Annotated in this window: 30 protein-coding genes; 17 read left to right on the top strand and 13 right to left on the bottom strand. The window is 43.9% G+C overall.

Features of this window, described 5'->3' with window-relative positions:
* Window positions 1-30: 30 nt before the first annotated feature.
* Window positions 31-903, bottom strand: coding sequence for a discoidin domain-containing protein (locus ACX1DY_RS07385; RefSeq protein WP_458963549.1), 873 nt, complete (start codon window positions 901-903; stop codon window positions 31-33).
* 403 nt (window positions 904-1,306) lie between these two features.
* On the opposite strand from ACX1DY_RS07385, the gene ACX1DY_RS07380 reads away from it, so the two are divergent.
* Entirely contained in the window at window positions 1,307-1,786 is a 480-nt protein-coding gene (locus ACX1DY_RS07380) for a hypothetical protein (RefSeq protein WP_458963548.1), read from the top strand.
* A gap of 52 nt (window positions 1,787-1,838) precedes the next feature.
* Here ACX1DY_RS07380 and ACX1DY_RS07375 read toward each other — a convergent pair whose 3' ends face one another.
* From ACX1DY_RS07375 to ACX1DY_RS07360, 4 genes are all read right to left on the bottom strand, one after another.
* Window positions 1,839-2,045: a hypothetical protein gene (locus ACX1DY_RS07375; RefSeq protein ID WP_458963547.1), complete on the bottom strand. Its 207-nt coding sequence runs from the start codon at window positions 2,043-2,045 to the stop codon at window positions 1,839-1,841.
* Window positions 2,046-2,073: 28 nt separating this feature from the next.
* Window positions 2,074-2,496: a type II toxin-antitoxin system HicB family antitoxin gene (locus tag ACX1DY_RS07370; protein ID WP_458963546.1), complete on the bottom strand. Its 423-nt coding sequence runs from the start codon at window positions 2,494-2,496 to the stop codon at window positions 2,074-2,076.
* A 48-nt stretch (window positions 2,497-2,544) separates the two neighbouring features.
* Window positions 2,545-2,733: a type II toxin-antitoxin system HicA family toxin gene (locus tag ACX1DY_RS07365; protein WP_458963913.1), complete on the bottom strand. Its 189-nt coding sequence runs from the start codon at window positions 2,731-2,733 to the stop codon at window positions 2,545-2,547.
* Between the two features lie 141 nt (window positions 2,734-2,874).
* Window positions 2,875-3,102 carry a helix-turn-helix domain-containing protein gene (locus ACX1DY_RS07360; RefSeq protein WP_458963545.1) on the bottom strand — a complete coding sequence of 76 codons (228 nt, stop codon included), beginning with the start codon at window positions 3,100-3,102 and terminating at the stop codon, window positions 2,875-2,877.
* A gap of 157 nt (window positions 3,103-3,259) precedes the next feature.
* Here ACX1DY_RS07360 and ACX1DY_RS07355 point away from each other — a divergent pair, with 157 nt between their 5' ends.
* The 7 genes from ACX1DY_RS07355 (at window position 3,260) to ACX1DY_RS07325 (ending at window position 5,935) form a co-directional block, all read left to right on the top strand.
* Window positions 3,260-3,517 carry a hypothetical protein gene (locus tag ACX1DY_RS07355; RefSeq protein WP_458963544.1) on the top strand — a complete coding sequence of 86 codons (258 nt, stop codon included), beginning with the start codon at window positions 3,260-3,262 and terminating at the stop codon, window positions 3,515-3,517.
* Window positions 3,518-3,604: 87 nt separating this feature from the next.
* Entirely contained in the window at window positions 3,605-3,772 is a 168-nt protein-coding gene (locus tag ACX1DY_RS07350) for a hypothetical protein (RefSeq protein ID WP_458963543.1), read from the top strand.
* Between the two features lie 75 nt (window positions 3,773-3,847).
* A complete protein-coding gene (locus tag ACX1DY_RS07345; RefSeq protein ID WP_458963542.1) occupies window positions 3,848-4,156 on the top strand; it encodes a DUF7667 family protein in 309 nt (102 codons plus the stop codon).
* A gap of 111 nt (window positions 4,157-4,267) precedes the next feature.
* Window positions 4,268-4,930, top strand: a complete 663-nt coding sequence (locus ACX1DY_RS07340) for a hypothetical protein (protein WP_458963541.1) — start codon at window positions 4,268-4,270, stop codon at window positions 4,928-4,930.
* Window positions 4,923-5,405 carry an accessory gene regulator B family protein gene (locus ACX1DY_RS07335; RefSeq protein ID WP_458963540.1) on the top strand — a complete coding sequence of 161 codons (483 nt, stop codon included), beginning with the start codon at window positions 4,923-4,925 and terminating at the stop codon, window positions 5,403-5,405. Before ACX1DY_RS07340 ends, ACX1DY_RS07335 begins: the two co-directional genes overlap by 8 nt.
* Window positions 5,402-5,539 carry a hypothetical protein gene (locus tag ACX1DY_RS07330; protein WP_458963539.1) on the top strand — a complete coding sequence of 46 codons (138 nt, stop codon included), beginning with the start codon at window positions 5,402-5,404 and terminating at the stop codon, window positions 5,537-5,539. The genes ACX1DY_RS07335 and ACX1DY_RS07330 overlap by 4 nt, the downstream gene beginning before the upstream one ends.
* 12 nt (window positions 5,540-5,551) lie before the next feature.
* A complete protein-coding gene (locus ACX1DY_RS07325; RefSeq protein ID WP_458963538.1) occupies window positions 5,552-5,935 on the top strand; it encodes a hypothetical protein in 384 nt (127 codons plus the stop codon).
* Between the two features lie 219 nt (window positions 5,936-6,154).
* Here the strand turns inward: ACX1DY_RS07325 and ACX1DY_RS07320 are convergent, their stop codons facing one another.
* Window positions 6,155-6,409, bottom strand: coding sequence for a helix-turn-helix domain-containing protein (locus tag ACX1DY_RS07320; RefSeq protein ID WP_458963537.1), 255 nt, complete (start codon window positions 6,407-6,409; stop codon window positions 6,155-6,157).
* A gap of 302 nt (window positions 6,410-6,711) precedes the next feature.
* Here ACX1DY_RS07320 and ACX1DY_RS07315 point away from each other — a divergent pair, with 302 nt between their 5' ends.
* Window positions 6,712-6,906, top strand: coding sequence for a hypothetical protein (locus ACX1DY_RS07315; RefSeq protein ID WP_458963536.1), 195 nt, complete (start codon window positions 6,712-6,714; stop codon window positions 6,904-6,906).
* Between the two features lie 353 nt (window positions 6,907-7,259).
* Here ACX1DY_RS07315 and ACX1DY_RS07310 read toward each other — a convergent pair whose 3' ends face one another.
* Window positions 7,260-7,550, bottom strand: a complete 291-nt coding sequence (locus ACX1DY_RS07310; protein ID WP_458963535.1) for a hypothetical protein — start codon at window positions 7,548-7,550, stop codon at window positions 7,260-7,262.
* A 107-nt stretch (window positions 7,551-7,657) separates the two neighbouring features.
* On the opposite strand from ACX1DY_RS07310, the gene ACX1DY_RS07305 reads away from it, so the two are divergent.
* Complete coding sequence (locus ACX1DY_RS07305) at window positions 7,658-7,870, top strand: helix-turn-helix domain-containing protein (protein ID WP_458963534.1); 213 nt, start codon at window positions 7,658-7,660, stop codon at window positions 7,868-7,870.
* A gap of 386 nt (window positions 7,871-8,256) precedes the next feature.
* Here ACX1DY_RS07305 and ACX1DY_RS07300 read toward each other — a convergent pair whose 3' ends face one another.
* The 3 genes from ACX1DY_RS07300 to ACX1DY_RS07290 all read right to left on the bottom strand — a co-directional run bounded on the left by ACX1DY_RS07300 (window position 8,257) and on the right by ACX1DY_RS07290 (window position 8,880).
* The gene (locus tag ACX1DY_RS07300) at window positions 8,257-8,361 is read right to left on the bottom strand and encodes a hypothetical protein (RefSeq protein WP_458963912.1); all 105 of its coding nucleotides are present in this window, start codon (window positions 8,359-8,361) and stop codon (window positions 8,257-8,259) included.
* Window positions 8,362-8,404: 43 nt separating this feature from the next.
* Window positions 8,405-8,488 carry a JAB domain-containing protein gene (locus ACX1DY_RS07295; protein ID WP_458963911.1) on the bottom strand — a complete coding sequence of 28 codons (84 nt, stop codon included), beginning with the start codon at window positions 8,486-8,488 and terminating at the stop codon, window positions 8,405-8,407.
* A gap of 62 nt (window positions 8,489-8,550) precedes the next feature.
* Complete coding sequence (locus ACX1DY_RS07290; RefSeq protein WP_458963533.1) at window positions 8,551-8,880, bottom strand: Mov34/MPN/PAD-1 family protein; 330 nt, start codon at window positions 8,878-8,880, stop codon at window positions 8,551-8,553.
* 278 nt (window positions 8,881-9,158) lie between these two features.
* On the opposite strand from ACX1DY_RS07290, the gene ACX1DY_RS07285 reads away from it, so the two are divergent.
* The 3 genes from ACX1DY_RS07285 (at window position 9,159) to ACX1DY_RS07275 (ending at window position 13,381) form a co-directional block, all read left to right on the top strand.
* Entirely contained in the window at window positions 9,159-11,102 is a 1,944-nt protein-coding gene (locus ACX1DY_RS07285) for an HsdM family class I SAM-dependent methyltransferase (protein ID WP_458963532.1), read from the top strand.
* A complete protein-coding gene (locus ACX1DY_RS07280; protein WP_458963531.1) occupies window positions 11,083-12,042 on the top strand; it encodes a restriction endonuclease subunit S in 960 nt (319 codons plus the stop codon). Before ACX1DY_RS07285 ends, ACX1DY_RS07280 begins: the two co-directional genes overlap by 20 nt.
* A 388-nt stretch (window positions 12,043-12,430) precedes the next feature.
* Window positions 12,431-13,381, top strand: coding sequence for a hypothetical protein (locus tag ACX1DY_RS07275; protein WP_458963530.1), 951 nt, complete (start codon window positions 12,431-12,433; stop codon window positions 13,379-13,381).
* Window positions 13,382-13,878: 497 nt separating this feature from the next.
* Here the strand turns inward: ACX1DY_RS07275 and ACX1DY_RS07270 are convergent, their stop codons facing one another.
* Both ACX1DY_RS07270 and ACX1DY_RS07265 read right to left on the bottom strand, forming a co-directional pair.
* A complete protein-coding gene (locus ACX1DY_RS07270) occupies window positions 13,879-15,618 on the bottom strand; it encodes a sensor histidine kinase (protein ID WP_458963529.1) in 1,740 nt (579 codons plus the stop codon).
* Window positions 15,615-16,349 carry a response regulator transcription factor gene (locus ACX1DY_RS07265; RefSeq protein WP_458963528.1) on the bottom strand — a complete coding sequence of 245 codons (735 nt, stop codon included), beginning with the start codon at window positions 16,347-16,349 and terminating at the stop codon, window positions 15,615-15,617. The genes ACX1DY_RS07270 and ACX1DY_RS07265 overlap by 4 nt, the downstream gene beginning before the upstream one ends.
* A gap of 536 nt (window positions 16,350-16,885) precedes the next feature.
* On the opposite strand from ACX1DY_RS07265, the gene ACX1DY_RS07260 reads away from it, so the two are divergent.
* On the top strand, window positions 16,886-17,569 hold the full coding sequence (locus tag ACX1DY_RS07260) for a CPBP family intramembrane glutamic endopeptidase (protein ID WP_458963527.1): 684 nt from the start codon (window positions 16,886-16,888) through the stop codon (window positions 17,567-17,569).
* Window positions 17,570-17,740: 171 nt separating this feature from the next.
* Here the strand turns inward: ACX1DY_RS07260 and ACX1DY_RS07255 are convergent, their stop codons facing one another.
* Window positions 17,741-18,622, bottom strand: coding sequence for a LysR family transcriptional regulator (locus ACX1DY_RS07255; RefSeq protein WP_458963526.1), 882 nt, complete (start codon window positions 18,620-18,622; stop codon window positions 17,741-17,743).
* Between the two features lie 186 nt (window positions 18,623-18,808).
* On the opposite strand from ACX1DY_RS07255, the gene ACX1DY_RS07250 reads away from it, so the two are divergent.
* From ACX1DY_RS07250 to ACX1DY_RS07240, 3 genes are read left to right on the top strand one after another with little or no spacing between them, the layout of a single operon-like run.
* A complete protein-coding gene (locus ACX1DY_RS07250) occupies window positions 18,809-19,672 on the top strand; it encodes an ACP S-malonyltransferase (RefSeq protein ID WP_458963525.1) in 864 nt (287 codons plus the stop codon).
* The gene (mdcA, locus tag ACX1DY_RS07245; RefSeq protein WP_458963524.1) at window positions 19,669-21,315 is read left to right on the top strand and encodes a malonate decarboxylase subunit alpha; all 1,647 of its coding nucleotides are present in this window, start codon (window positions 19,669-19,671) and stop codon (window positions 21,313-21,315) included. Before ACX1DY_RS07250 ends, mdcA begins: the two co-directional genes overlap by 4 nt.
* Before the next feature lie 39 nt (window positions 21,316-21,354).
* Window positions 21,355-22,143 carry a triphosphoribosyl-dephospho-CoA synthase gene (locus ACX1DY_RS07240; RefSeq protein WP_458963523.1) on the top strand — a complete coding sequence of 263 codons (789 nt, stop codon included), beginning with the start codon at window positions 21,355-21,357 and terminating at the stop codon, window positions 22,141-22,143.
* Window positions 22,144-22,255 lie beyond the last annotated feature (112 nt).

Raw genomic sequence — 22,255 nt, 5'->3', positions numbered from 1 at the left:
GCTTAATAAGCCTGACGGGTTTGTTTTTGTTTATTGAGCTGTATACTCACTTACTTCAAATGTGAGGATCTTATCGTGTACTACGTATTCAGTTCTCTTGGTGAATGGGCCTTTATTGTTGTCGTGCTTGTTAATCCCATATTTTTCTGTTCCGTTTGCGCTGTCGTACCAATCAAGAAATGCGTTGACCTCGGACATTGGAAGGTCGAATTCTTTATCATCACCAGTAGTGAGCGTCACGGTTAGAATAGCTCGATTACCTGATGGCACTTCAGGAGTTGGAGTTATTGTTGGTGTCGGTTCAGGTGTTTTTGTTGGTTCTGGAATAACTGTTGGTGATGGAGTGCTTGTAGGTTCTGGATTGGCATTATACATTTTCAATGAACCTAGTGTGACAAATTCAGCCTTTCCATTATTTTTTGAAATGTTTAATCTATATTTTATAAAAGCAATTTGATTTGTGAAGGAAAATATTTTTGGCTCTCCTTGAGTCCATCCTGATATATTCTTCTGAGTGTCAAGAATCACCCAATTTTCTCCATTCCATCCTTCAAATGTCCAATCTTTAGGTGACTCTGTCTTATAATCAATGTTATCAACACGTGGCAGTAAAGAGTATTTATTGACTATTGTAACTTGTGGGAATTCATAAGAAATCCATCCGTAAGGGGTACCTTGTACCGATGCCCAACCTCTGTCATTAATAATTCCATCAAAGGCGCTAAAAGCCTGATGCGCTGTACCCCATTCGCTACTTGCACTTGCTATTCCAGAAGGACTAGTATTCGAAGTCATTTTTGGAATTAAATTAATTGCATTAGGAGTGTCTTCTGCAAAAATATTGGACACGTAACCAAACAGCAAAAATACAGATAATAAGACTGGTAAAATAAGCTTCTTCAAAATGAACTCTCCCCTTATTTACATTTTCAAATAATAGATTACATTCATATTAAAAACATGTCTAAACATTTATGTCTATATCTGTAATAAAGTGAGTGAATACGATGAAATTCTTTTTTATCCCAGTAAGTGAATAAGTTACTTGTTGTATATAGAACGTATGTTTGGTTATAATACAAACAAACGTTCTTATTTTTGGAGGGGATCAAATGCATATGCACATTGGTCAAACCATCAAAATTATATACCAGGACAAAGCTAGAAAGATCACACAACGGAAGATTGAGGTGCTCGGCATCCGTGACGGACGTATAAGAGCGACCTGCTTAACTACCGGTGCGCCCCGGGTCTTTTTAGCTGCCAATATACTCGCTTGGCAGCAAGTACGTAAAGGAGCCACAGCATGAGCAAACTCGACGGGAATGAGAGATGGAAATCAAAGATGCTTTTAACGGATCATCAGGAGCAATATGAGAACAGAAATAAAAGTCTGCAGACAGGGAGAATAACGACTGAAGAACTGACCATGATTCGGGATGCCATTATGTTCCCCTATATGCTGACCATGTGCGATAAAAGTTTACAGGACCTTAAGAGCTCAACACATTTGTTTAAGCAACTTTTTGAGCAAGTCATCCAAATCATAATGGATTACGTTACGAAGGACTTGTCCAAGGTCAATCGGGAATTACGGCAACGGAATATAAAAATATATAGCGACGAAACTAATGATGGGGTTATTTATCATCATTATGTTTGTCGCGGTTATGATGACCGATTTGGTATTGTTAGGGAAGTGTTGCGGTCTGAGATCAGTATCCGATTCACGAAATATACAACGCGTATTCTTTCACAATTAAAAATTGCTGCGCCAGAAAAATGATTCAAACGACTAGATTACAAATAAAACCCCGCCGATTATGGCGGGGCATTGCTTACTCGATAGGATTACTTTCCTTATAGCGCGCAAGTTTTTCTGGAAAACATTCAAATTCAAATCGCATTGCTAGTTCAGTGAGGTTTCTGGAAGTTAGCACTTCTTCAATCGTTACATTTTTCGTTTTGCGAATAAGCTTACCATCAATTCGATCTTCAGCAATCAGGCGGTATTTGTTTTCCCCAAGCTTTTTCCAACTCGCCATCTTTCTCCCTCCTGTGTTTTCTTTTAATTTATTGCCGTTTATCTAATCCAAGTGCTTCTTTCAGACCATTCTGCAGAATCTGGGAAAAATTCAAGCCGGCATCGTCTGCTGCTTCTCGTAGCCACTTTGGCATAGTGCAGTTTTTTGAAACAGATTTATTCGCGGCTTCGTCACGAAATGGCGGCATATAAACATCAATGAATACAATCTTATCGCTCGGATCTTCAAGCCGAATTTGATCAGGAGTAGAAGGAGAGGGGGCGGTTTCCCCTTTGTCCTCAATGTCCAGCAGGAGGTTAATCAGCATGTCCTTAGCGTCTCTGATTGCAGTATGAATATCTGGCGCCATAACGGCAGTGCCTGGGAAGTCCGGAAAGTACAAGCCATACCCGCCATCCTCACCTTGTTCAGCAACTACGGGATAAATATAGCGGGGCAATAGAATTGCCATTTGTTCACGCTCCTTTTTTATGAAGGGAGATAAGGGAAAACCCCGGGGTTAAAACTCAACCCCGGAAGTTCGTTCTATGCTCTTGAGTGTTCCTTTCGGAACCACTTGGCCTTTAGCGTGGATGCTAATATCAGCGTATCGCGTTGGGTCTGTGTTGTGTATGTATCGTTGATGGCTTCCGCGTCCGCTGTGATTAGGTGATGGAATGAATCCGGCATCCTTCAAGGCTTTTAGCATTTCCCTTACTGTGACTTGTTTTCCCACTGCCTCCCTCCCTTCTGATACTATCATAACACGCATAATAATGCGCGTCAACAAAATAATGCGCATTATTATGCGTGTTATAGTGAAGGGGAATGCTGAGACCTCGCCAGCGAATTATACTGGCGGGGTTTCTTCGTCTTCATCGCAGATTAACAACTGATTTATGTCACAAGAGAAATAGGTACATAGCTTATCCAGGAGATCCCGAGGAAAGTGCTTTGATTCATCATTGTACATCTGCCGGACAGTTTCAAAGCGGTAGTCTATATCCTTTGCAACTTGCCTAATTGACTTGCCGTTATCATCGGCAAGTTTTTTTAGGTTCGATTTGACTTTCTTCATAATACCACCTCAGGACAAGCATACAATGACACGAAATATGTGTCAATAAAGTATTGACTCTAATTTGGAGTCGTGATAAGATGAAGACATTAAACGACACTAATATAGAGTCAATCAAACGAATCTGCCGGCGGGCATACGCGGGAGGGATAAAGGTATGAATCAACTGCAATCAAGTGAGCATTTTATCAGAAATATTTTAGATGTTGAGGTAGACGGGCTGAGACACAGAAATAGATACATTGTAAGGGCTATGGTTGATGTGATACAGGCAGACGGATTCGCCAAAATGGAGCAAAAGGTCATTGAAGACGTCACCTTAACTTGGGACGAAATCGAGAAGGAGGGTGGGGTGTCCGAGGTGAAAAAACAATTTAAGGAGCGTTATAACCTTCAAAAAGGTTGGGGCGGGTAAAACGGCCCGCCACCGCCTGACGATGGCTCCAGTAGATGAATTGACTATTATGGGGCTACGGCCCCTCTAAAGGAGGAAATGAGCGATATGGAAGAATGGAGTAACAGGGTGTGCCTGGGCTACATCATAGCAGGGCTGGAGCGCAAGGGCTGGTCAGAGGATCAGATCCGGCAGGTGGTTGGAGCTGTGTACAGAGAATTTGATTTCATAACAGTTGAAGAGGCGAAAGATAAATACAACAAATCCTATTACTAATCCGCCTGATGAGCGCTGAGAGCGTCTTGGACCGGCTGCGGGGCTGGTCGAAACCTACCGGACAATTATGCTGGGATGGTCGCGGAATCCGCCATTAGAGGACTGCGCGCGTCCTCACAATGCATAGGAGTGATTGATATGTTGCCTGTACATCAAAGGTTAGCAGAAATCTTTCAAGAGAACCTGAAAGGAGCTTTAAGCGAAGAATTGGCGATAGAGCTTCAGTACTGTCTCTATGAAAATTCAAAATACTGCTGGGACTATAACGCCTTAAACAACCAACTAGTCCAGGCCAGATCGACGAAAGATACTTCCTGGGAGGCAGATATCCTAGTTAAGATGGATTGGCTACGGCGTTCGGGGAGGTTGGTAAAAGGGTACTAAGATAATGCCGCCTGATAGACCTATTTCGTAGTAAAGAAGTAGTATACGTAATCCTTGGGACGGATATATAATTAAGCAAATGAATGAAAATTATGTCAGGCGGTGTTGCTTGTGACAGTTGTGCTTTATGTGCTTGTAGGAATGTTAGACGTCTTTGCTGTTCTTACGTTATCGCTCAAATTGTATAGACTACCATTGAAAGTATATTTGTTACCTATATCTATCTTTTGTTTAACATCATCTGCTATTTCCTACTTTGTTAGGGTTGTTCTCGGCATCCCCTGGCTAGATCTGTCGATACTGTGTGTACTCATAATTGTTTTTCTGAGATGTGTCATGAGCATAAAATTGTTCTACTCAGCATTGATTGCTGGAGCTGGTCTTAATGCATATATAGCATTGCAATTCATTGTTATGGCTGGATTCTTGACTATTGGCGGATCTGGAGAAAGCCTTATGTACCAATCGCAAGGAGTTGAGATTCAAGCGGTTCAAGTAGTCTCTATACTACTGACCTGCATTATATCTGGAGTACTTAAAATATTCGGTTATGGTTTCTCGTTCATACCGGTTCCTCCACATGACTTCTTAATAAAGGATGATCTACTAAAGTACAAAGCGTTAAACATCTCAGTGGCAATTACCCTTGTAGTAGTGGCTCTTTCACTCCTTGTTTTATTTAACATTAGCGCGCTGCTTGTATTTCCATCTATCTTAATAAGTTTCGGACTGTCATATTACTTTTCAAATAGGAGGGATTTGACCATTGATTGAATATACAGCTTTAAAGATATCACGAAAAATTCATTCTGTTGTCCCGGAGTCTAATGTGAATATTATGGCTTATGAAATTGGCCGAAAGATCAATTATTATTCGATAATTATTTTAACTGTAATCATGGGATTATTTACAGATAAACTGCCGGGCTCTATTCTTGCCATGACAGGGTGCGCAGCTTTACGTTACTTAAGTGGAGGAAGGCACATGTCGCTAACTGCATGCACAATATTCTCTGTGTCATTATTTACCATATCACCAATACTTCCAATATCTTCTGGATTTATGGTATTATTAACTTACTTAACTGTTCTGGTTATAGCAATTTATTCCAAGAGAGGCGCACGGCAGAAATTGCTATCTTTAGTGCTAGTCTTCGCGAATTTACTTATATCTTCTCCAGTCCTGGCTTTGGTTTTTGCTGTCCAGGCAGCATCATTAATTGAAAAGAAGGGAGGTGCGGGTGAATGATAGAAAAACTCGTAAAAAAAATCTCTGAAATTTTAGAGAGTGATGCTAGAAAATCAGTTGCTCTTGAGAGATCTGGTGCTACTACAATGAAAGTGTTCTTCGGCAGCCAAGCATTGCCTAAGGAACTGCGTTAATGGTGGCCGCCTATGAATATTCATATCATCGGTACTGAAGTCGTAGATGGCAAAGAGACTGGAAATCATGGCATATACTCGCTTGACGGACTTTGCTACATAACTAGCTTTGAACCAAGAAGAAAAGTATATGCTCCACTTTTCAGTACCAGGCAAGGTCAGTATGGTCACACCAGAACTTACGATTCCACTAAACATGCATTCAGAACAGAGGGGTTCATGCAATTAGACAGCGGATTGTTTGTCAATGTTAACGAAATAAGAGATATTGAACAAGGTAGATTCGGTGTTTATATTGCACACTTCGGAGACGGGGTGGAGCCTGTGCCAATAGCGGAAAATAAGAGAAAGCTGGATGTAATCCAAAATTTGATAAAAAAGACGCAATCCTCATGATTGCGTCTTTTTTATACATATAACGAAAATCATGTCAAGAAATTTCGTACCCGGGTACGAAACACACCTAGCGATGACATGTATCGACATTTTACGCCATAAGTAAATGGTAAAATGGATAAAGATACAAAATTATTATGCAGAGAGGAATAAAGCCTCAGGGAATTAAATGATTTGTATAGTTATAGCTATACAAACTCCCGGGGAGAGCCGACTGGCTCAGGGTTCAATGATACGTTCATAGAGTTCCTCCATCTGGCAGCCAATGAGATAAGATACAATCATTGCGGCTTCGTAGGACATGAATTCCTTATTATTCACCCAGTTGGAAATCTGGTGTCTTGAGAATCCTTTCCGCACTGTTGGATCATCATCCTTGTTGTAACCGGAAAGACGAGACAACTCTGTTTGTTTCATATTAACCCTTTTTAATAGGTACCTCAGTCGGCATCTCCCGCGGGAGATTTTGACCACTTGGCTTTAACTCCTTATAGAGGAGGTGTTGGTAATATCAATGAAATTATAGCATGTTATGAGAGATTTAACATGTATAAAAGGTCAAGGGTTTGTCCTGGCAGACAAACCCTTGAGTGAAAAACATTATCAAAAATTCATCTTTAATGTAACACAATTTAAAGAAAATGATAACCTGGTTCGCGCGTTAAATTCCTATTGACAAATGTGTTAATTCGAAATCAGATCGTTTCAAGGAATCGATAGAGTTGCATTTAGTTTTTATTTGACATTATAATTAATGAGCGCAAAGGAAGTGCGGCATGCAATTACACCAAATAGATATTAAACAGACAATAACCCATGAAGCAGCAAAAACCCTTGCACAGATTTTAATTTCTACGCAAGGGATCAAAACTCCGGTTGTAGTAAAAGTGGTACTTCCGTCTATAGAATATGTGGCTCTTGTCGAACAAAATCAGGTGGCGGACTGGGGACAAACTGGGGGCAGACTGTAGGTCAGCCAGTAGAAACCAGTCCAAACGAGAACAATACAAGAACGGGTTGAAACCTTGATGTGACTGGAATTTTGAGCTTTGTTCCATTCCATTGATATGAAAACTCATGTCTTAAAATCCTGCGGTACGTGAGTACCGTACGGGTTCGACCCCCGTCCTCGGCATCCTTGATTCTTGAAAAGAAAAGCACATTCTAGACGATGTGCTTTTTCTTTTTACCTACATTACATGACAGGTCCCGGTATTGTGGGAGCTGTCTTTTTTAGAAGGTATGGAGAAGGATATGTAAGACTGAAGACGAATTAAATGGATAATGAAAGTACTACAACTAGAGTACTAATTAAAGAGGACAGCTAATTTCGAGAGGTAAACTGCAGTTCGCTGAAGAGATGAAGCGCATCTTTGAACCCCTGCAAATAAATGCTGCATTCGAGAATGGCTTGAAGAGAAATTTGAGCGTCCTCGTAAAGAAATAACGTATGCTGCATATCTTCAGAAACTGCTTGACGTATTTGCTGGAGACATTGATCGCATTCAGCGGATAGTTTGGTATAGTCAGGGTTTGATTTTGAAAGTGTACGGTACAACTCTTCTAAGCGAATGCGGATTAGAGGCTGGGTTAAAACCTCTATCGAATCATACATAACTATAACCTCCATTTTTAACTCTGTAAGGTCATTATATAACTCTGAGAGGTTAATTGTAAAGTGAAAACTTATCCCAATAAGGTTAATGAATTGGAGGGGCAAATGTGTTAAAAAGCAATCTGAGAGTACTAATGGCTGAACACAAAATTGACGACATCACCGAGCTGATGGAACGGTCTGGATTAAGCCGTAACTCGATTAATAAACTGTACAGAGAGACTAATCTTGAATCCATAAAGCTGGAGACCTTGTTTAAGCTGTGCGATACGTTCAAGTGCAAGCTTTCTGATCTGGTGGAGTATGAGCCTGAGGGTTAGGGCTGTCGGGTTGGATAAAAATTGAATGATATTCCCTACCAATAAAAGGGGTTGTTCCAGGAGCCATGTGAATGGCTGTTAGGGACAGTCCCTTTTTTCATTAAGGGGTTCTTTTCTCCTCGCTCAAACTGACAAATGTTAGGATATGTTAACTATTGCATTTAATGCAAATTGCTCCTGGTCGAAATCATTTTCAACCGTAGAATCTTGATATTTTCCCCAATAGATTCGATGCTGTTCATTTCCCCTTCACCCCCAATCAAACGATAGAATTTTTTGGTAGGAGATCAACAGAATATAGTATTTCAATGCCTACAGTAGAGAATTGATACGGAGTGTGGTTAAACCGTGGATAAAAGCATTTAAGGAAGATATTTTACATCTGATTATGTGAGGGACGTACAAAGCGGAGTTAGAAAAGACCATGCTCTTTTCAGACTGTAGAAGTGATCTCCGCCAATAATTACTTGATCAAGGACTTCTATTCCGATGATTTCCCCAGCAGTTATGGGGCCTTTTGTTAAATTTACATTCTCAATTGACTGGCTCCGGGTCGCCGCTTGGGTGGTTGTGAGCGCAAATGAGCGAGGCGCTACTGCGTCTGATCGCTGCATAGATTACTTCTCTGGGATGAACGATAGCGGTGTTTAGAGAGCCAATGGATTAACTTTTTTTGGGGATTAGGCGGTTCTTGGTATGAGGTAAAGACAGATGAAGTGTTCTTTCTGTTCAAAACGAAATTCCGGTTCGAGGAGGTTATAAATGTCTTTGGGACTTCGGATGGCATCGTTAGACATCTTCGGGTAGGTAAGCGTTTTTGCGAGCTTAAACATAGCTGTAATTTGTCTTGCTTTGCTTCTTCCGATACCCTTTACTGATTGCAATTGTTGTTCTGTTGCGGTTATTAATTCTGTTGTGATTGGAAATTTTTCAAATAACTCTTTGATTGCGTAACTATCTTGAGATTCTCTTAACGATTCTAATAGCAAACTTTTTATTTCTTGATTCATCTTAGTTCCCCCTTCTAAAAGCTAATTTGTATTGATTCAAAATTATAATATAGATTTAAAAAATGACAGTTCACTAAATTTTGTAGCGATAAACTTTTAAAGTGTAATTGTTGGATAATAAATCGAATATAGGAATTACAATGAGTAATCAAGACCTACTCACCAACATAGGTTATATCAACTTATGAACTATTTTTGATATAATTTGTTATAATAAGAACTATTGTCGTATTTCCACAAAGTTAATGGAAAATAAGTGGGGGAACAGGAGATAGGAAATGGCAAACGAGAGGATTACAGAAAATATAGTTCGAGATTCATTAAGGGCTCTTGGTTATGGTAATGCTGATAGCGATATCATTGTTGAAGAGCAGAAGAGTCAAATAGAAGAAGTAACTAAACTGCTTAAAAGCTCTAGCAAATCAGGAAAAGGGGGAAAAGGTGCTCCAGAGTTTATAATAAGCTCCTTATCGTCACCTGACTTTTTGATTATATTTGAATGCAAGGCCAGTACCAAGCATCACGAAAGCCTTACGCGAAATAAGCCAGTTGAGTTTGCTGTAGACGGGGTTCTTCACTATGCAAAAAGTTTGAGTAAGTCATATAATGTTATCGCTGTTGCAGCAAGTGGGCAGACAAGGGCTGGTTTAAAGATTTCGACTTTCTTATTCCCTAAGGGTTCAAATGATTACAAAGTATTTACGAATGAGCATGGTAGTGAAATTGATACTATTATTCCCTATGAGGACTACATACGACATGGTTCATTTGATCCTGAGGTAGCTCAACAACGGCATGATGACTTAATGGCTTTTTCAAGGGAACTACATGACTTCATGAGAGATCACGCAAAGCTAACAGAAAGTGAGAAACCATTAATAGTCAGTGGAACTCTTATTGCATTGAAAAACGCTGCTTTTGCTAAAAGTTTTGGCGAGTATAGTCCTGAGGACTTACAAAAGCAATGGATGCATGTTATCAGAGAGGAAATTGAAAAGGCTAAGATACCCAACTCAAAAAAAGATAACATGTCACAACCTTACTCAACTATTGCAGTACATCCAGAGTTGGGGAAGGCAACACCAAAGTTTCCAAAAGGTACGCTACACGAACTGATTAAGAGACTTAACGATAAAGTTTGGCCCTTCGTAAGTATCTACCACGACTTTGATGTTGTAGGCCAATTCTATGGTGAATTTTTGAAGTATACAGGTGGAGATAAAAAAGCATTAGGTATTGTATTAACACCGAGACATGTAACCGAATTGTTTGCACAGTTGGCTAATCTTAGTATTAGAACTGAGATAGATGATCAGGGGAAGCCTAAAATTATTGCTACAAAGGTGCTTGATATTTGCGCTGGGACAGGTGGGTTTCTGATTTCTTCCATGCAGCAAATGATTAAACTTTCCGGTACAGAAGTAGAGCGCGAGTATATTAAGAAAGAGTGTCTTGTCGGGGTCGAACAACAACCAAATATGTACGCTTTGGCTGCGAGTAATATGATCTTACGAGGTGACGGAAAAGCCAATCTATACCAAGGATCAAGTTTTGATCAAGCTATCACAAAAGCAATAAAAACACACAAATGTCAGGTTGGAATGTTAAATCCTCCTTATTCTCAAGGGGATGCTGACCTACATGAGCTGGTTTTTGTTAATCACATGCTTGATTGTCTCCAAAAAGGTGGTACAGGAATAGCGATTGTGCCAATGTCTTGCGCCATCTCTCCACATCCAATGCGCGAGCAGATATTGAAACATCATACTCTAGAAGCGGTAATGACCATGCCAGAAGAACTTTTTTACCCAGTTGGTGTAGTTACCTGCATAATGTTATTTACTGCTGGAATTCCTCACAAAACAAGCAACAAGAAGACGTGGTTTGGATATTGGAAGAACGATGGATTTATAAAAACTAAACATAGGGGTCGTGTTGATCAAAACAACACATGGCCTGAGATTCGCGACCGCTGGGTAGAACAATTTAGAAATCGTGATGTTAAAGCTGGTGAGAGTGTTACTGAATACGTTACCCATCAAGATGAGTGGTGTGCAGAAGCATACATGGAGACAGATTACTCAAATATCAGTAATGCTTTATTTGAGCGAGAAATAAGGAACTATTTAACCTTCTGTCTTACCAACGGACTAGAAGTGGAGTCAGAGGAAATTGAAGATGAAAGCGAGGAACTTAGAGTAAATGAGGACGGTGAGAATTGAAGATATTTTTGAAGTTAGATATGGAGTCAATTTGGAATTAAATAGATTAGAAATAGTCAAAGACGGTATTCCTTTTGTGTCAAGAACTGCAAAAAATAATGGTGTATCTGCTAGAGTGAAGCTGATTAATGCTGTTAAGCCTATCGAAGCAGGAGTACTCACAGTTGCTGGAGGGGGCTCTGTCTTAGAAACCTTTTTGCAACCAGAACCTTTCTATAGCGGTAGGGATTTATACTACTTAAAACCTAGGTTTGACTTAACAATACAACAGAAATTATATTATTGTCTTTGCATTAGAGCGAATAAGTTTCGCTACAACTATGGCAGACAAGCAAATCGGACTTTAAAAGATATTCAAATTCCAGCTATTGAAGCAATTCCCGAATGGGTCCTTAAGACCCCAGTAAAGGATTTAAGTGATTTAAAAAGGCCATTCCATGATAACGACACAGTTTTTTTAAAGACTGCTGAGACATGGGACTGGTTTGAACTCGAAGAGTTGTTTGAACTTAAGAAAGGCAAAAGGCTTACAAAAGCTAATATGACAGTGGGAACGACCCCATTTGTAGGTGCGGTATCTGTGAACAATGGGTTAACAAGGAGAATAGGACAAGATCCAATTCATCCTGGTAATACTATAACTGTTAACTACAATGGTGCAGGTGTGGCTGATGCATTTTATCAGCCAGAACCTTTTTGGTGTTCAGACGATGTTAATGTGCTCTACCCTAAATTCAACCTCACCCCTCAGATAGCTCTTTTTATTAATACTATACTAAAAAAGGAAAAGTATAGGTTCAGCTATGGTCGTAAATGGCATTTAGAACGAATGAGAAAATCAAGGATTAAACTCCCTGTTGATAAAAATGGAGACCCTGATTGGACTTATATGCAAGAATACATTAAAAGTTTACCATTTAGTAGCAACATACCTGGTTAATTGATTGCTTTATTATTTATGATCACGAACTTAGAGTATTGACGAAATCACAAACATACGTTAAAAATTTTTAAAGTACGGAGCTCGTGACTGCAAATAATTTTCGAGAAATCGGGAAATCATTTAATGATTCTTGTGACGGATGGCCGCTATAAAAAAACAGTATTGGGTCACCAATTATTGTATTTTGCTTAATATGGTCAGGCATTCTTATTCAATTACTTAGATAGTTATTGCAAATAGGGCTCCCTAAAAAAGAGTCCTATTTGCAATATGAATATTGCTAAACACTAATTAGCTAGATTTTGTCAATATTTTAGTTTAATGAAGGGATTATCTGTTGTAATGTTGAAATATCCCTTTAAGTTAATAAAAAGGGGAGAAATATGTGAGAAGAGCTTATATTATTTTGATCGGATTAATTATTTTCATAATGATTCCATATGAATCTTCAGTGGAAGCGGCTAGTAAAAAAGTAAGTTTAACTATTTCGAAAGGTGTTGCTTATTATGGTGAGGTATTAAACGGAAAGCCACATGGGAAAGGATCAATGAAATGGGGAGAAAATAAGACATATTCTGGGGATTGGGTAAATGGGAAAAGATCGGGCTATGGAAAATTCTCCAATTATCAAATTAATGATGATGAATATGGACAAGATTATAGTTCATCTGAGGTCTATGAGGGTAAATGGAGCAATGATCTAAAAGATGGTGAAGGAAAATTTAAGAGAACCCTTTTCCAGAAATCTGATTTCGAAATGCCTAGTATTTTTATCGTAAAAAAAGGCACGTTTAAAAAAGGGGAATTTATTAAGGGATTCACTTCAGAAGAACACGATAACCAATCTTCTCTTCTTCATTATGAAGAGCCCAAAATTGATATATACATAGAATTAACGGGGGCTAACACTAATTTTTGGCATGATTGGAAGAATAATTTTAGCAATGACTTGAATAATTATCAAAAATTCGACTATATTACATATAATTATTGGACGTATGGAAAAGGTGAAGATACCACTTACAAAGGTGTATCTGTTGAGAGGTACTATGATATAAATTCTATGGTATATTTGAGTGGAATATTTGGTTCTTCCGATAGTTTTAAAGAAGTCTCTGAAATAACTTTGGATTTGTTTCAAAACCCAGATAAAAGTTATATAACGACATTTACAAAGTACAAAGATGATCAGGAAGTCAATTCTATTAGTAATAACTCATTTAATGATCCCATCCTAAATAAGTATAAAACTGAACTCTTACCGATGATTAAGCCTTATGTTTCTGGATTCATCAGCATTCTTAGCGAAAAAACTCCTTTTATAGAAAGAAACTGATCTCAGATAGTAAAAATTACATTTAAGTTTCTGTTTCTCAATAATATTGGTACGTTCAAATTATTAAAAGGTAATTCTGCATTTGCAAACATTTTTGCTAACATGTCTCCATATCCAAATCCTCGAACATAGAGAGTATGGAACATAAAAAAGAGCCTTAAACCCGCATGGTTAAAGGCTTTATGCTCGACCTTCTCGTAGCGTAGAAAAGGTTCTAAAAGGACTACTTCAAGATTTAAAATCCTACGGTACTTAGTACCGTACGGGTTCGCCCCCCGTCCTCGGCACTAGAACAACAAGGGTTTCAGCTTATTTGGGCTGGAACCCTTGTTTGTTGTTAAGGAAATTATACAATACATAAATAAGTGGATAACTCCGAAGAAAAAGGGACTCCGAAGAAAAATGGACGGGGAATTATCCGTCAGATTCTAAAAGATCAATCCTGATTTTGCTCAGCTGAGCGTTTAAATTAGGAAAGGATGATTCCATCAAAACGCTTAGCAGGGCAAGAGGATCTCAATTTTCGTGCCTTGCCCCACTTTAGATTGCACCTGGATGTCGCCGCCGTGCGCTTCCACGATGGTTTTGGCGATGCTCATCCCAAGCCCGGAGCCGTCCGTCGATTCCTCGGTATTTGTTCCCCGGTAGTAGCGATTGAACAAATGATGCAGTGTTTCCTCGTCCATCCCTTTACCATTATCGATTACCCGTATGCAAGCCTTGCCGTTAACCCTGCCAAGAGAGACAGTGATGGTTGCGTCCGGCGGATTATGCTTCACAGCGTTGGACAGCAAATTGTCCATCAGCCGCTGCAACCAAGTTACATCCGCCTGTATCAGCAAGGGACGCTCCTCCCCAATGTAGTGAAACTGATACTCAGACATCGTGGCGTCGTTGACATACTTCAGCACGGAGCAGCGAACCAATTCTACCAAGTCTATCTCCTGAAGCTCCATGATTGAATCGCTCTGCTTGAGCTGATGAATCAAAGAAAAGTCGGAAATCAGCTCCAGCATATAATCCCCCTTTTCCCTGATCGTCGTGCCCATGATCCGCATTTCCTCTTGGCTCCATTGCTCAGGCAACTTCTCTAGCATATACCCATAGCCTTGAATCGTGGCCAGGGGCGTGCGCAGATCATGGGAAATCCCTGACATCCAATCCGCTTGCTCCTTCTCAAGCCTTTTGCGTTCCTTCTCGGTTTGAGCCAATTGACCAGTCATTTGATAGAAGGATTGAATGACTTCCTGATAGAGCCTGTTGCGGGTTCGCATTGTGCCATTGCGGCGGAATACCTTGCGCTTGTCCTTGGCGGTCAGCACCTCGTCGTAATGCCCTTTGCCCATTCGTTCGAACCAGCCTGCGAACAGAATCAGTGGCCGCCCATAGCGGTAGCCATGCCAGATGGAAATCGACAGCGCCAAGAGCAGGATCAGACCTGCAATCCAGACGAGTCTAGGCGTTACCGTTTCCATGACAGGATGCTTCAGAGGGGCTCCTGCTGTATGGGGCGTATAGAAGATCCATGTCATTCCGCTCAGCTTGTCCCGATGGGCGACAATATTTGCGTCATAGTTGTCGGGAGACTGCTCGATGGCCAGGATATCCAGCGGTCGATACGCTTTCTGTACGTATGCTCCATCGCCGATGCCTTGTACGATATGGCTCTTGGGATCGATCACCTGCAGATAGCTGCCGGTTTCGCGCAGCCGCTGGTCCAAGAGGGGAACCGATTCACTACGCACAATGCCATGCTGTCCGTAAGCGTCGAACCAGGCCACAAGCTGGTCAAGGTCAGGGTTTTGGTAGCCCAGCACATACAGAAGCGGGTCCTGGAAAGAAAAATTCAGTTGAGTGTGTACAGCATACGGCCCAAGCGTCCGTGTCTCTTGGAGATCGAGCAGTTGAGCGATGGAGTAGGAGGTCGGTAGCGTAGGGTATGGAGTTGTATTGACGCTGTAGACTACCTCTCCTTCTGCACTGACAACCTGCAGCCACATTTCTTTCTCCTCGATGAGCTTGTTCCACTCGGGAAAGATCTGAAGCGTCCCGTCTTTGTAATGAGCTTCTTGAGCGATCTGTTGCAGGACGCCAACCGGAAAGTTCCGGCGTATCTCATTACTCGTCATGTTCTGGAAAAATATGATGCAGGCAACCAAGGCAATGGTCACAATCACCAGAGCATAAAAGATCAATTGATACGTGAAGTGGAATGCCATGCGCCGCTGGATCTTCATCGTTCCTGCGGCTCCTTCACCAGCTTGTAGCCGAGCCCGCGTACAGTAAGCAGCAGCTTCGGATTGCCAGGATCAATCTCGATCCGCTCCCGTATGCGCCGGATATGCACCATCACGGTCGAATCATCGCCCTGTCCGTTGATCCCCCAAACCTTGTCGTAGAGCTGTGTTTTGGAAAATACGATGCCGGGATACCTGCAGAAGTGCAGCAGCAGCTGGAAGACCTGTGCGGGGCAAGGAACGGGCTGTCCCTCCACAGTCAGTTCGCCCTCTGCCTCGTTGACGGTGAAGCGGCCGAACCGGTAAATCCCCGGATCGGGCCGCTTCGCCGGACTGGACGTCGAGGCTTCCAGCTCCAGCCGACGTATGCGCGCTTGAATTCTTGCGGTCACCTCCAGGGGATTGAAGGGCTTCGTGATATAATCGTCCCCGCCCATGGCGAAGCCTCGCAGGACATCAAGATCGGACGCTTTGGCCGTCAGAAACAGTATATACGGGTTCCCGTATTCGCGGAGCTTGGAGCAGAGCTCTAGTCCGCTGCCGTCGGGGAGCATAATGTCGAGTAGGACGATATCGGGGACTACACGCTGCACTAGGTCGAGGGCTTCCGCACAAGTGGAAGCCCCGTGCAGCTGATAAAACCCTTCCCTGCGAAGCACCATTTGCAGCATGGTGACAATCGAAGGCTCGTCGTCGACGATGGCGATTTTAATATCGGATAGATTTGTCATTGTTTTCACCCTTTTTCAAAATAGCATACTTATTTTAACAGAACCTAAACGGCGGGAGCGAAATTAAGTTACAGTTCATAGATTCGTTTAGGCTCCGTTTCAATGAGGTTGGTAGGATAGGAATGAGCAGCCAATTCGAACAACTAGGAGGAGGGGATTAGGAGTTGTCCTGAGTCGCCACTACTGTCATTGTACTCATGTCATCAAGAAGCTTACAGCATTCCCGGTCATGTAGGCCCCAAAGTTATTCGGGATGATAAATTACGTAATCAAATGATTAGTATGGAAAGACAGATGAAAACAGAGAGCGGAAGGGCAAAGAGATAAGGTGAAATGGTTTTTTGTTTTTGACATTCAATTTACTAAACTGGAGGTTTTTAGCATGAGTAAAAACTGGTGCCAACTAGCATTCGAGAGGAAGACCGGGATTAGCCGCGAATTCATGCGGAGCGCACCTGTGTGTTGTACACTCTCAAGCGACAAGAACTGGCCGCAACAATTGAGAACGTTGCGACCAACGCTATCGGAGGCTGGAAATGAGTAGCCCTTCCACGTCCGATATGCCCCAAGCCCGGCCTGGCTGGCCAGAGATGCTAACTGCACTGTTCCTCTATCTGATCGGCATTGTTATCCTCGGTCTTTGGATGATGCAAATTCCTGATGAGCAAGCCATCTTGCGAATTAACATCGGGGGTGTAGGCAATGGTCTTGTTGGCCTTATGGCTTTGTTCGCAGCCTACGCCCTGCGGGTTCGCAATTTACGTGCTTTCGGTTTCCGGATGACCGAACGGAAATGGCTGCTTGTCGGAGCCGCCCTCGGTGTTGTCGCGTTCGGGGGATGTTTCGTTATAGAAGGGGTATATTTTCACTTTATCACCGAGCTGAACACCCAAGCGGACTTCCAGACGGCGGCGCAAGGCGGCCCGCTCTCGCTCTTCGTTCTGATTATCACTGGCGCCATCCTCACGCCGCTTAGTGAGGAGTTTGTATTCCGTGGCGTGATTGCCAATGCGTTGAACCGTTACGGAGCATGGGCTGGCGTAGTCGGTAGCGCTGCGATCTTCGGCGTTGTTCATGGATTCACCGTCATCCTGTTAGACGCATTCATGGTCGGCATCCTGGTGGGTATACTTTTCCGTAAGACAGGCTCCATCTGGCCAGGAGTCGTGGTGCATATCGTGTATAACTGCCTCAATCTTCTCTACTATTCTACGCTATAGCCTTTAGCGTCATTTGTGTCCGCTGTGCATAGAGGCCGCGCTTTCCGTCGCTTTTCCTGCACGGACGTATGGGGCTTGAACCGCCAGAGTGAATTTCTCTGGCGGTTGTACTTATTCTTTTGTAAGGCAAGTAGATGACCTCTGTTTCCATTTTGGGTCATCTCTTTTAGTTTACTGATGCCCCGAAGAACTAATATCCCTAAATAATTGCAGAATGAATTCGAAAAACGACTTCTCCGTATCCGTAAACTTCTTCTCGGTTGACCAAGACAAATAGATAGTACGCATGCAAAGAGGTTCGTTTATAGGGATAAGTTTGATATCATCCGTTACTACCCTGCTCCACAGTACGGAAGGAATAAAAGAGATGCCGAGGCCGGATTGGATTAATCCTCTTACTGTAGCCGGATCATCGCTTTCAAATACGATATCCGGATCATACGGGATGTGCGAGAAGAAACGGTCTGTGGTTCTCCGCAGCGCGTTTCCGGTTGTGAGGCTGATGAATTTTTCATGTTCAAGGTCTTTTAAGGCTACAGTATTAAGTGAACTAAGCGGATGGGAGGCGGGAACGCCGAGCAGAATTTCTTCCTCTAACAGAACGATTTGCTCGTTTCCTTCGATTTTTTCGGATGTGATCGCGAAGTCATAAGCCATTCCCTTCTTAATCTGGGCCGGGTGCTGGGTCAGGTTAAACCGGATATGCGGATAGCGGTCACGGAATTGCCGGACGATATTCGGCAGCAGCATGGAACCTACAGCAATATAGAGTGTAACGATCTCGATCTTCTCTTGCTTCATTTCCTTGACCTCGGTTAGGCCCTGCTCCAGGGCATACATCGCCTGATCCACCCTCTTGAGAAACTTCTTTCCGTATGAGTTCAGCACAATATGCTTCCCCTCGCGGTCAAATAGTTGGACACCCAATTCTGTCTCCAGATTTCGGATCATTTTGCTGAGCGCCGGCTGGGAAATAAACAGTTCGTCCGCGGCCTTGGTCACATTCTGATACTTTGCGGTGAGTTGGAAATACTTGAGCTGCAGAAACTCCATCGGAACTTGGCTCCTTTATATATAACCCGGGGGTTATCAATAATATATGTATCTATGTATTTTACAGGGTTTTGACTGCTCTATACAATTGGTAAAGTAAAGAGCTCGAATCCGCACAAGGCTAAAGGTGGTGTGATTCTGAATATTGTATTTATGTTCCCGGGTCAGGGGTCACAGGTTCCCGGTATGCTGCAAGACATACCCGAGTATGTGAAAAAGGCAACAAGTGTCCTAGGGACTGAGCCCCGTGATGATACAGAGGCGCTGGATTCAACCGTCTGGATTCAGACGGCGCTGTTCGTTAAGGAAGTCGCCGCGGCGCGCTGCCTGATTGAACGGGGCATCACCCCGCAATTCGTGGCGGGCCATTCGATTGGAGCTTTTCCCGCAGCGGTAATTGCCGGCGTTCTCTCGTTCGAGGATGCGCTGCGGATCGTATGGCGGCGGGCCAATCTGATGGAGACGGCTTATACCCGGGGCTATGGGATGGGAGTGATTATCGGACTTACGAAAGATGAAGTCGGGCAAGCTGTCGCTCGTTCTCATACCCTGGAGGCGCCTGTGTACCTCTCCAATATGAATGCGGATCAGCAGATCGCTGTTTCAGGCTCTTTGGCAGGAATAAGCCTTGCCTTTAAGCATGCCAAAGAACTGGGAGCGGCCAAAACCATACTGTTGAAGGTCCCTATACCTTCGCACTCTCCCTTGATGTTAAGTATATCCCAGGAGTTATTAGAATTAATCTCTGCGGTTCCACTGCAGGATGCCAAGATCCCTTACTTATCCAACCATACCGGCAGAATGATCCGGGCCCAGGAGAAGATTGCGGAGGATCTGGCCTTAAATGTGGCGTATCCCGTGCGGTGGATGGATATGGCAAGTGTATGCGTTGAAGCCGGAGCCGGTTGCTTCGTTGAAATGCCTCCAGGCAATACGCTTTCCCGGCTTGTCAAGCAAGCCCACCCGGATACCCGGCAGATTGCCGTGGATGAGGTGGGACCCGAAGCGGCTCAGTATTTAATCAGAAAATGGAAGGGGCAGGAAGAATGAATAAAGTGCTGCGTTCCTGGTCACAAAAACGCGACAAGAAGCTTGAGAAATTAACCAAAGTACAGAAATGGCTGGATGGAAAATACGTCGATCCGTCACGAATTGTCGATTTAATGGAGGCGCTGCTTGAGCCTAGCGCCAGGGTAGTCCTGGAGGGTGATAACCAGAAGCAAGCGTCTTTCCTGTCCCAAAAGCTGCTGGAAGTGGATCCGGAGAAGGTTCACGATCTGCACATGATTATGTCCAGCATCTCCAGACCGGAGCATTTGGATATTTTCGAGAAGGGCATTGCGGGGAAACTGGACTTCTCTTATTGCGGCTCCCAGAGCCTGCGGGTTGCCCAGATGATTGAGGATGGAACACTGAAGCTCGGCGACATTCATACGTACCTAGAATTATTCGGACGTCTGTTCGTCGATCTGATTCCGGATGTGGTTCTGGTGGCTGCCGACAAAGCTGACCGCGAAGGCAATCTGTATACCGGCTACAATACGGAAGAAACGCCGACGATTGTGGAAGCTGCCGCCTTCAAGGATGGCATAGTTATTGTACAGGTCAACGAAATTGTAGATGTGTTGCCCAGAACGGATATTCCGGCATCCTGGGTGGATGTTATTGTCCAAGCAGACAAGCCGTATGCGCTGGAAGCCCTGTTCACCCGTGACCCGCAGAACATTACAGAGCTGCAAATCCTGATGGGGATGATGGCGATCAAAGGTATCTATGGAAGACATCAGGTCATGTCGCTTAACCACGGCATCGGATTCAATACTGCGGCTATCGAGCTGTTGCTGCCAACGTACGGAGAGCAGTTAGGCCTGAAAGGGAAGATTGCTAAGCATTGGGTGCTTAACCCGCATCCGACGCTGATTCCCGCCATTGAAACCGGCTGGGTGGAGAGCATCCACAGTTTCGGCGGCGAAGTGGGTATGGAGAAATACATCTCGGCCCGCCCTGACGTATTCTTTGTCGGCAAAGACGGCACCATGCGCTCCAACCGGGCGATGGGTCAGGTTGCCGGCCAGTTCGCAGTGGACATGTTCATCGGCTCGACCCTGCAAATGGACCCGCTCGGCAATTCTTCGACCGTAACCGCAGGCCGTTTATCTGGCTTCGGCGGAGCGCCGAACATGGGACATGATCCCCGCGGACGCCGGCATGCAACGCCGGCTTGGCTTGATATGATCAAGCATCCGACTGAGCTGTCCAAAGGCCAGAAGCTCGTCGTGCAGATGATCGAGACCTATGGCGCCAATAAGAAGCCAGTCTTTGTGGATTCGCTGGATGCGATAAAGGTAAGGGATCAAACCGGCCTGGCAACTACGCCGGTGATGATATACGGGGACGATGTCACTCACGTAGTTACAGAAGAAGGAATCGCCTACCTGTACAAAACGGACAGTATGGAGGAAAGAAAGCAGGCGCTGGCAGCTATTGCCGGAGTTACGTCACTCGGCATGGAGAGCAGCGAGAAGGATGTGACTGAACTCCGCGGCAGAGGAATTGTAGCGCTGCCGGAGGATCTCGGCATCATGCGCAGACAAGCCAAACGCTCGCTTCTAGCTGCACAGACTATTAATGATCTGGTGGATTGGTCGGATGGCTTGTACCAGCCACCGGCTAAATTCCGGACCTGGTCCTAAGCTATGCCCGCCACAGGCAGTACAGCGTACGGGGCCGGCTTGGCCGTCAAGGCCGTGCAGGCTCTTGTGGAGGAAGCGCAGCTTACACCGAAGCCTGGACTTGTTGACGCCAAGAGCGGCGGCTCCCATACGGATATGTCTATCGGACTTATGCTCAAATCGGCCCGGGCATTAGAAGGGACGTTCCGGAGAATCGCGGATGTCTCGTATCTTCATCCGGTGAATCAGTCCTTGCGGGAGCAGATTGCTTCAATCGGCCGTGAGGGAGAGAAGCAGATGCTCTCTGCCACGGGCGGTGTGAATACGCACAAAGGGGCAATCTGGGCACTCGGTCTGCTGACTAGTGCACGCGCAGCTTGTCCTCAGGAACGCGATCCGTACCGCATCATGAGCACTGCCGGACAGCTTGCCTCATTCGAAGACCGCTATGTGCCAACTGCGCCTACCAACGGCCAGGCTGTAAAGCGGAAATACAAGGTGACAGGTGCCGCAGAGGAAGCGCAGTTGGGGTTCCCCCATATAAGGGAAGCTGCCTTGCCTGCCTTATTCCGGGCCAGAGCTGGCGGTAAGACTGAAGAAGAGGCGCGTATTGAGGCACTTCTGGCTCTGATGTCGACAGTGGAAGACACCTGCATCCTGCACCGCGGGAGCTGGGCGGATTTGATGGCAATCAGGCGGATGTCCGGCGCGTTCCTCAGCGAAGGCGGCTTCAGCTCGCAAACGGGCAGAAAGATATTTCACCGGCTGTCTGAATATTGCAGCACGAGACGTCTTTCTCCTGGAGGCAGCGCTGATCTTCTCGCCGCTACATTGTTTCTTGAAATATAAGATTTATATGCTTCGCGCTATAAATTATCCTTCTATTTCTCGCTGCAACGGTACCGTCTTTTAAAAGGACGACAAAGCCGTTTCTACTTGTGAATTGAAATTATATATGGAG

The sequence above is a fragment of the Paenibacillus sp. BAC0078 genome (assembly GCF_054483875.1).
The sequence above is the reverse complement of the archived record's forward strand: the minus strand, read 5'-3'. Positions and strand labels throughout refer to the sequence as shown.

Bases quoted from the DNA above. Each gene is read 5' to 3' on its own strand.
- ACX1DY_RS07380 (WP_458963548.1), top strand. From the start codon at position 1,307: ATGAGCAAACTCGACGGGAATGAGAGATGGAAATCAAAGATGCTTTTA.
- ACX1DY_RS07360 (WP_458963545.1), bottom strand. From the start codon at position 3,102: ATGAAGAAAGTCAAATCGAACCTAAAAAAACTTGCCGATGATAACGGC.
- ACX1DY_RS07265 (WP_458963528.1), bottom strand. From the start codon at position 16,349: ATGACAAATCTATCCGATATTAAAATCGCCATCGTCGACGACGAGCCT.
- ACX1DY_RS07350 (WP_458963543.1), top strand. From the start codon at position 3,605: ATGGAAGAATGGAGTAACAGGGTGTGCCTGGGCTACATCATAGCAGGG.
- ACX1DY_RS07270 (WP_458963529.1), bottom strand. From the start codon at position 15,618: ATGAAGATCCAGCGGCGCATGGCATTCCACTTCACGTATCAATTGATC.
- ACX1DY_RS07330 (WP_458963539.1), top strand. From the start codon at position 5,402: ATGATAGAAAAACTCGTAAAAAAAATCTCTGAAATTTTAGAGAGTGAT.
- ACX1DY_RS07325 (WP_458963538.1), top strand. From the start codon at position 5,552: ATGAATATTCATATCATCGGTACTGAAGTCGTAGATGGCAAAGAGACT.
- ACX1DY_RS07290 (WP_458963533.1), bottom strand. From the start codon at position 8,880: ATGAATCAAGAAATAAAAAGTTTGCTATTAGAATCGTTAAGAGAATCT.
- ACX1DY_RS07365 (WP_458963913.1), bottom strand. From the start codon at position 2,733: ATGCTAAAAGCCTTGAAGGATGCCGGATTCATTCCATCACCTAATCAC.
- ACX1DY_RS07355 (WP_458963544.1), top strand. From the start codon at position 3,260: ATGAATCAACTGCAATCAAGTGAGCATTTTATCAGAAATATTTTAGAT.
- ACX1DY_RS07315 (WP_458963536.1), top strand. From the start codon at position 6,712: ATGCAATTACACCAAATAGATATTAAACAGACAATAACCCATGAAGCA.
- ACX1DY_RS07250 (WP_458963525.1), top strand. From the start codon at position 18,809: ATGCTGCAAGACATACCCGAGTATGTGAAAAAGGCAACAAGTGTCCTA.
- ACX1DY_RS07280 (WP_458963531.1), top strand. From the start codon at position 11,083: ATGAGGACGGTGAGAATTGAAGATATTTTTGAAGTTAGATATGGAGTC.
- mdcA (WP_458963524.1), top strand. From the start codon at position 19,669: ATGAATAAAGTGCTGCGTTCCTGGTCACAAAAACGCGACAAGAAGCTT.
- ACX1DY_RS07375 (WP_458963547.1), bottom strand. From the start codon at position 2,045: ATGGCGAGTTGGAAAAAGCTTGGGGAAAACAAATACCGCCTGATTGCT.
- ACX1DY_RS07260 (WP_458963527.1), top strand. From the start codon at position 16,886: ATGAGTAGCCCTTCCACGTCCGATATGCCCCAAGCCCGGCCTGGCTGG.
- ACX1DY_RS07255 (WP_458963526.1), bottom strand. From the start codon at position 18,622: ATGGAGTTTCTGCAGCTCAAGTATTTCCAACTCACCGCAAAGTATCAG.
- ACX1DY_RS07285 (WP_458963532.1), top strand. From the start codon at position 9,159: ATGGCAAACGAGAGGATTACAGAAAATATAGTTCGAGATTCATTAAGG.
- ACX1DY_RS07310 (WP_458963535.1), bottom strand. From the start codon at position 7,550: ATGTATGATTCGATAGAGGTTTTAACCCAGCCTCTAATCCGCATTCGC.
- ACX1DY_RS07370 (WP_458963546.1), bottom strand. From the start codon at position 2,496: ATGGCAATTCTATTGCCCCGCTATATTTATCCCGTAGTTGCTGAACAA.
- ACX1DY_RS07345 (WP_458963542.1), top strand. From the start codon at position 3,848: ATGGTCGCGGAATCCGCCATTAGAGGACTGCGCGCGTCCTCACAATGC.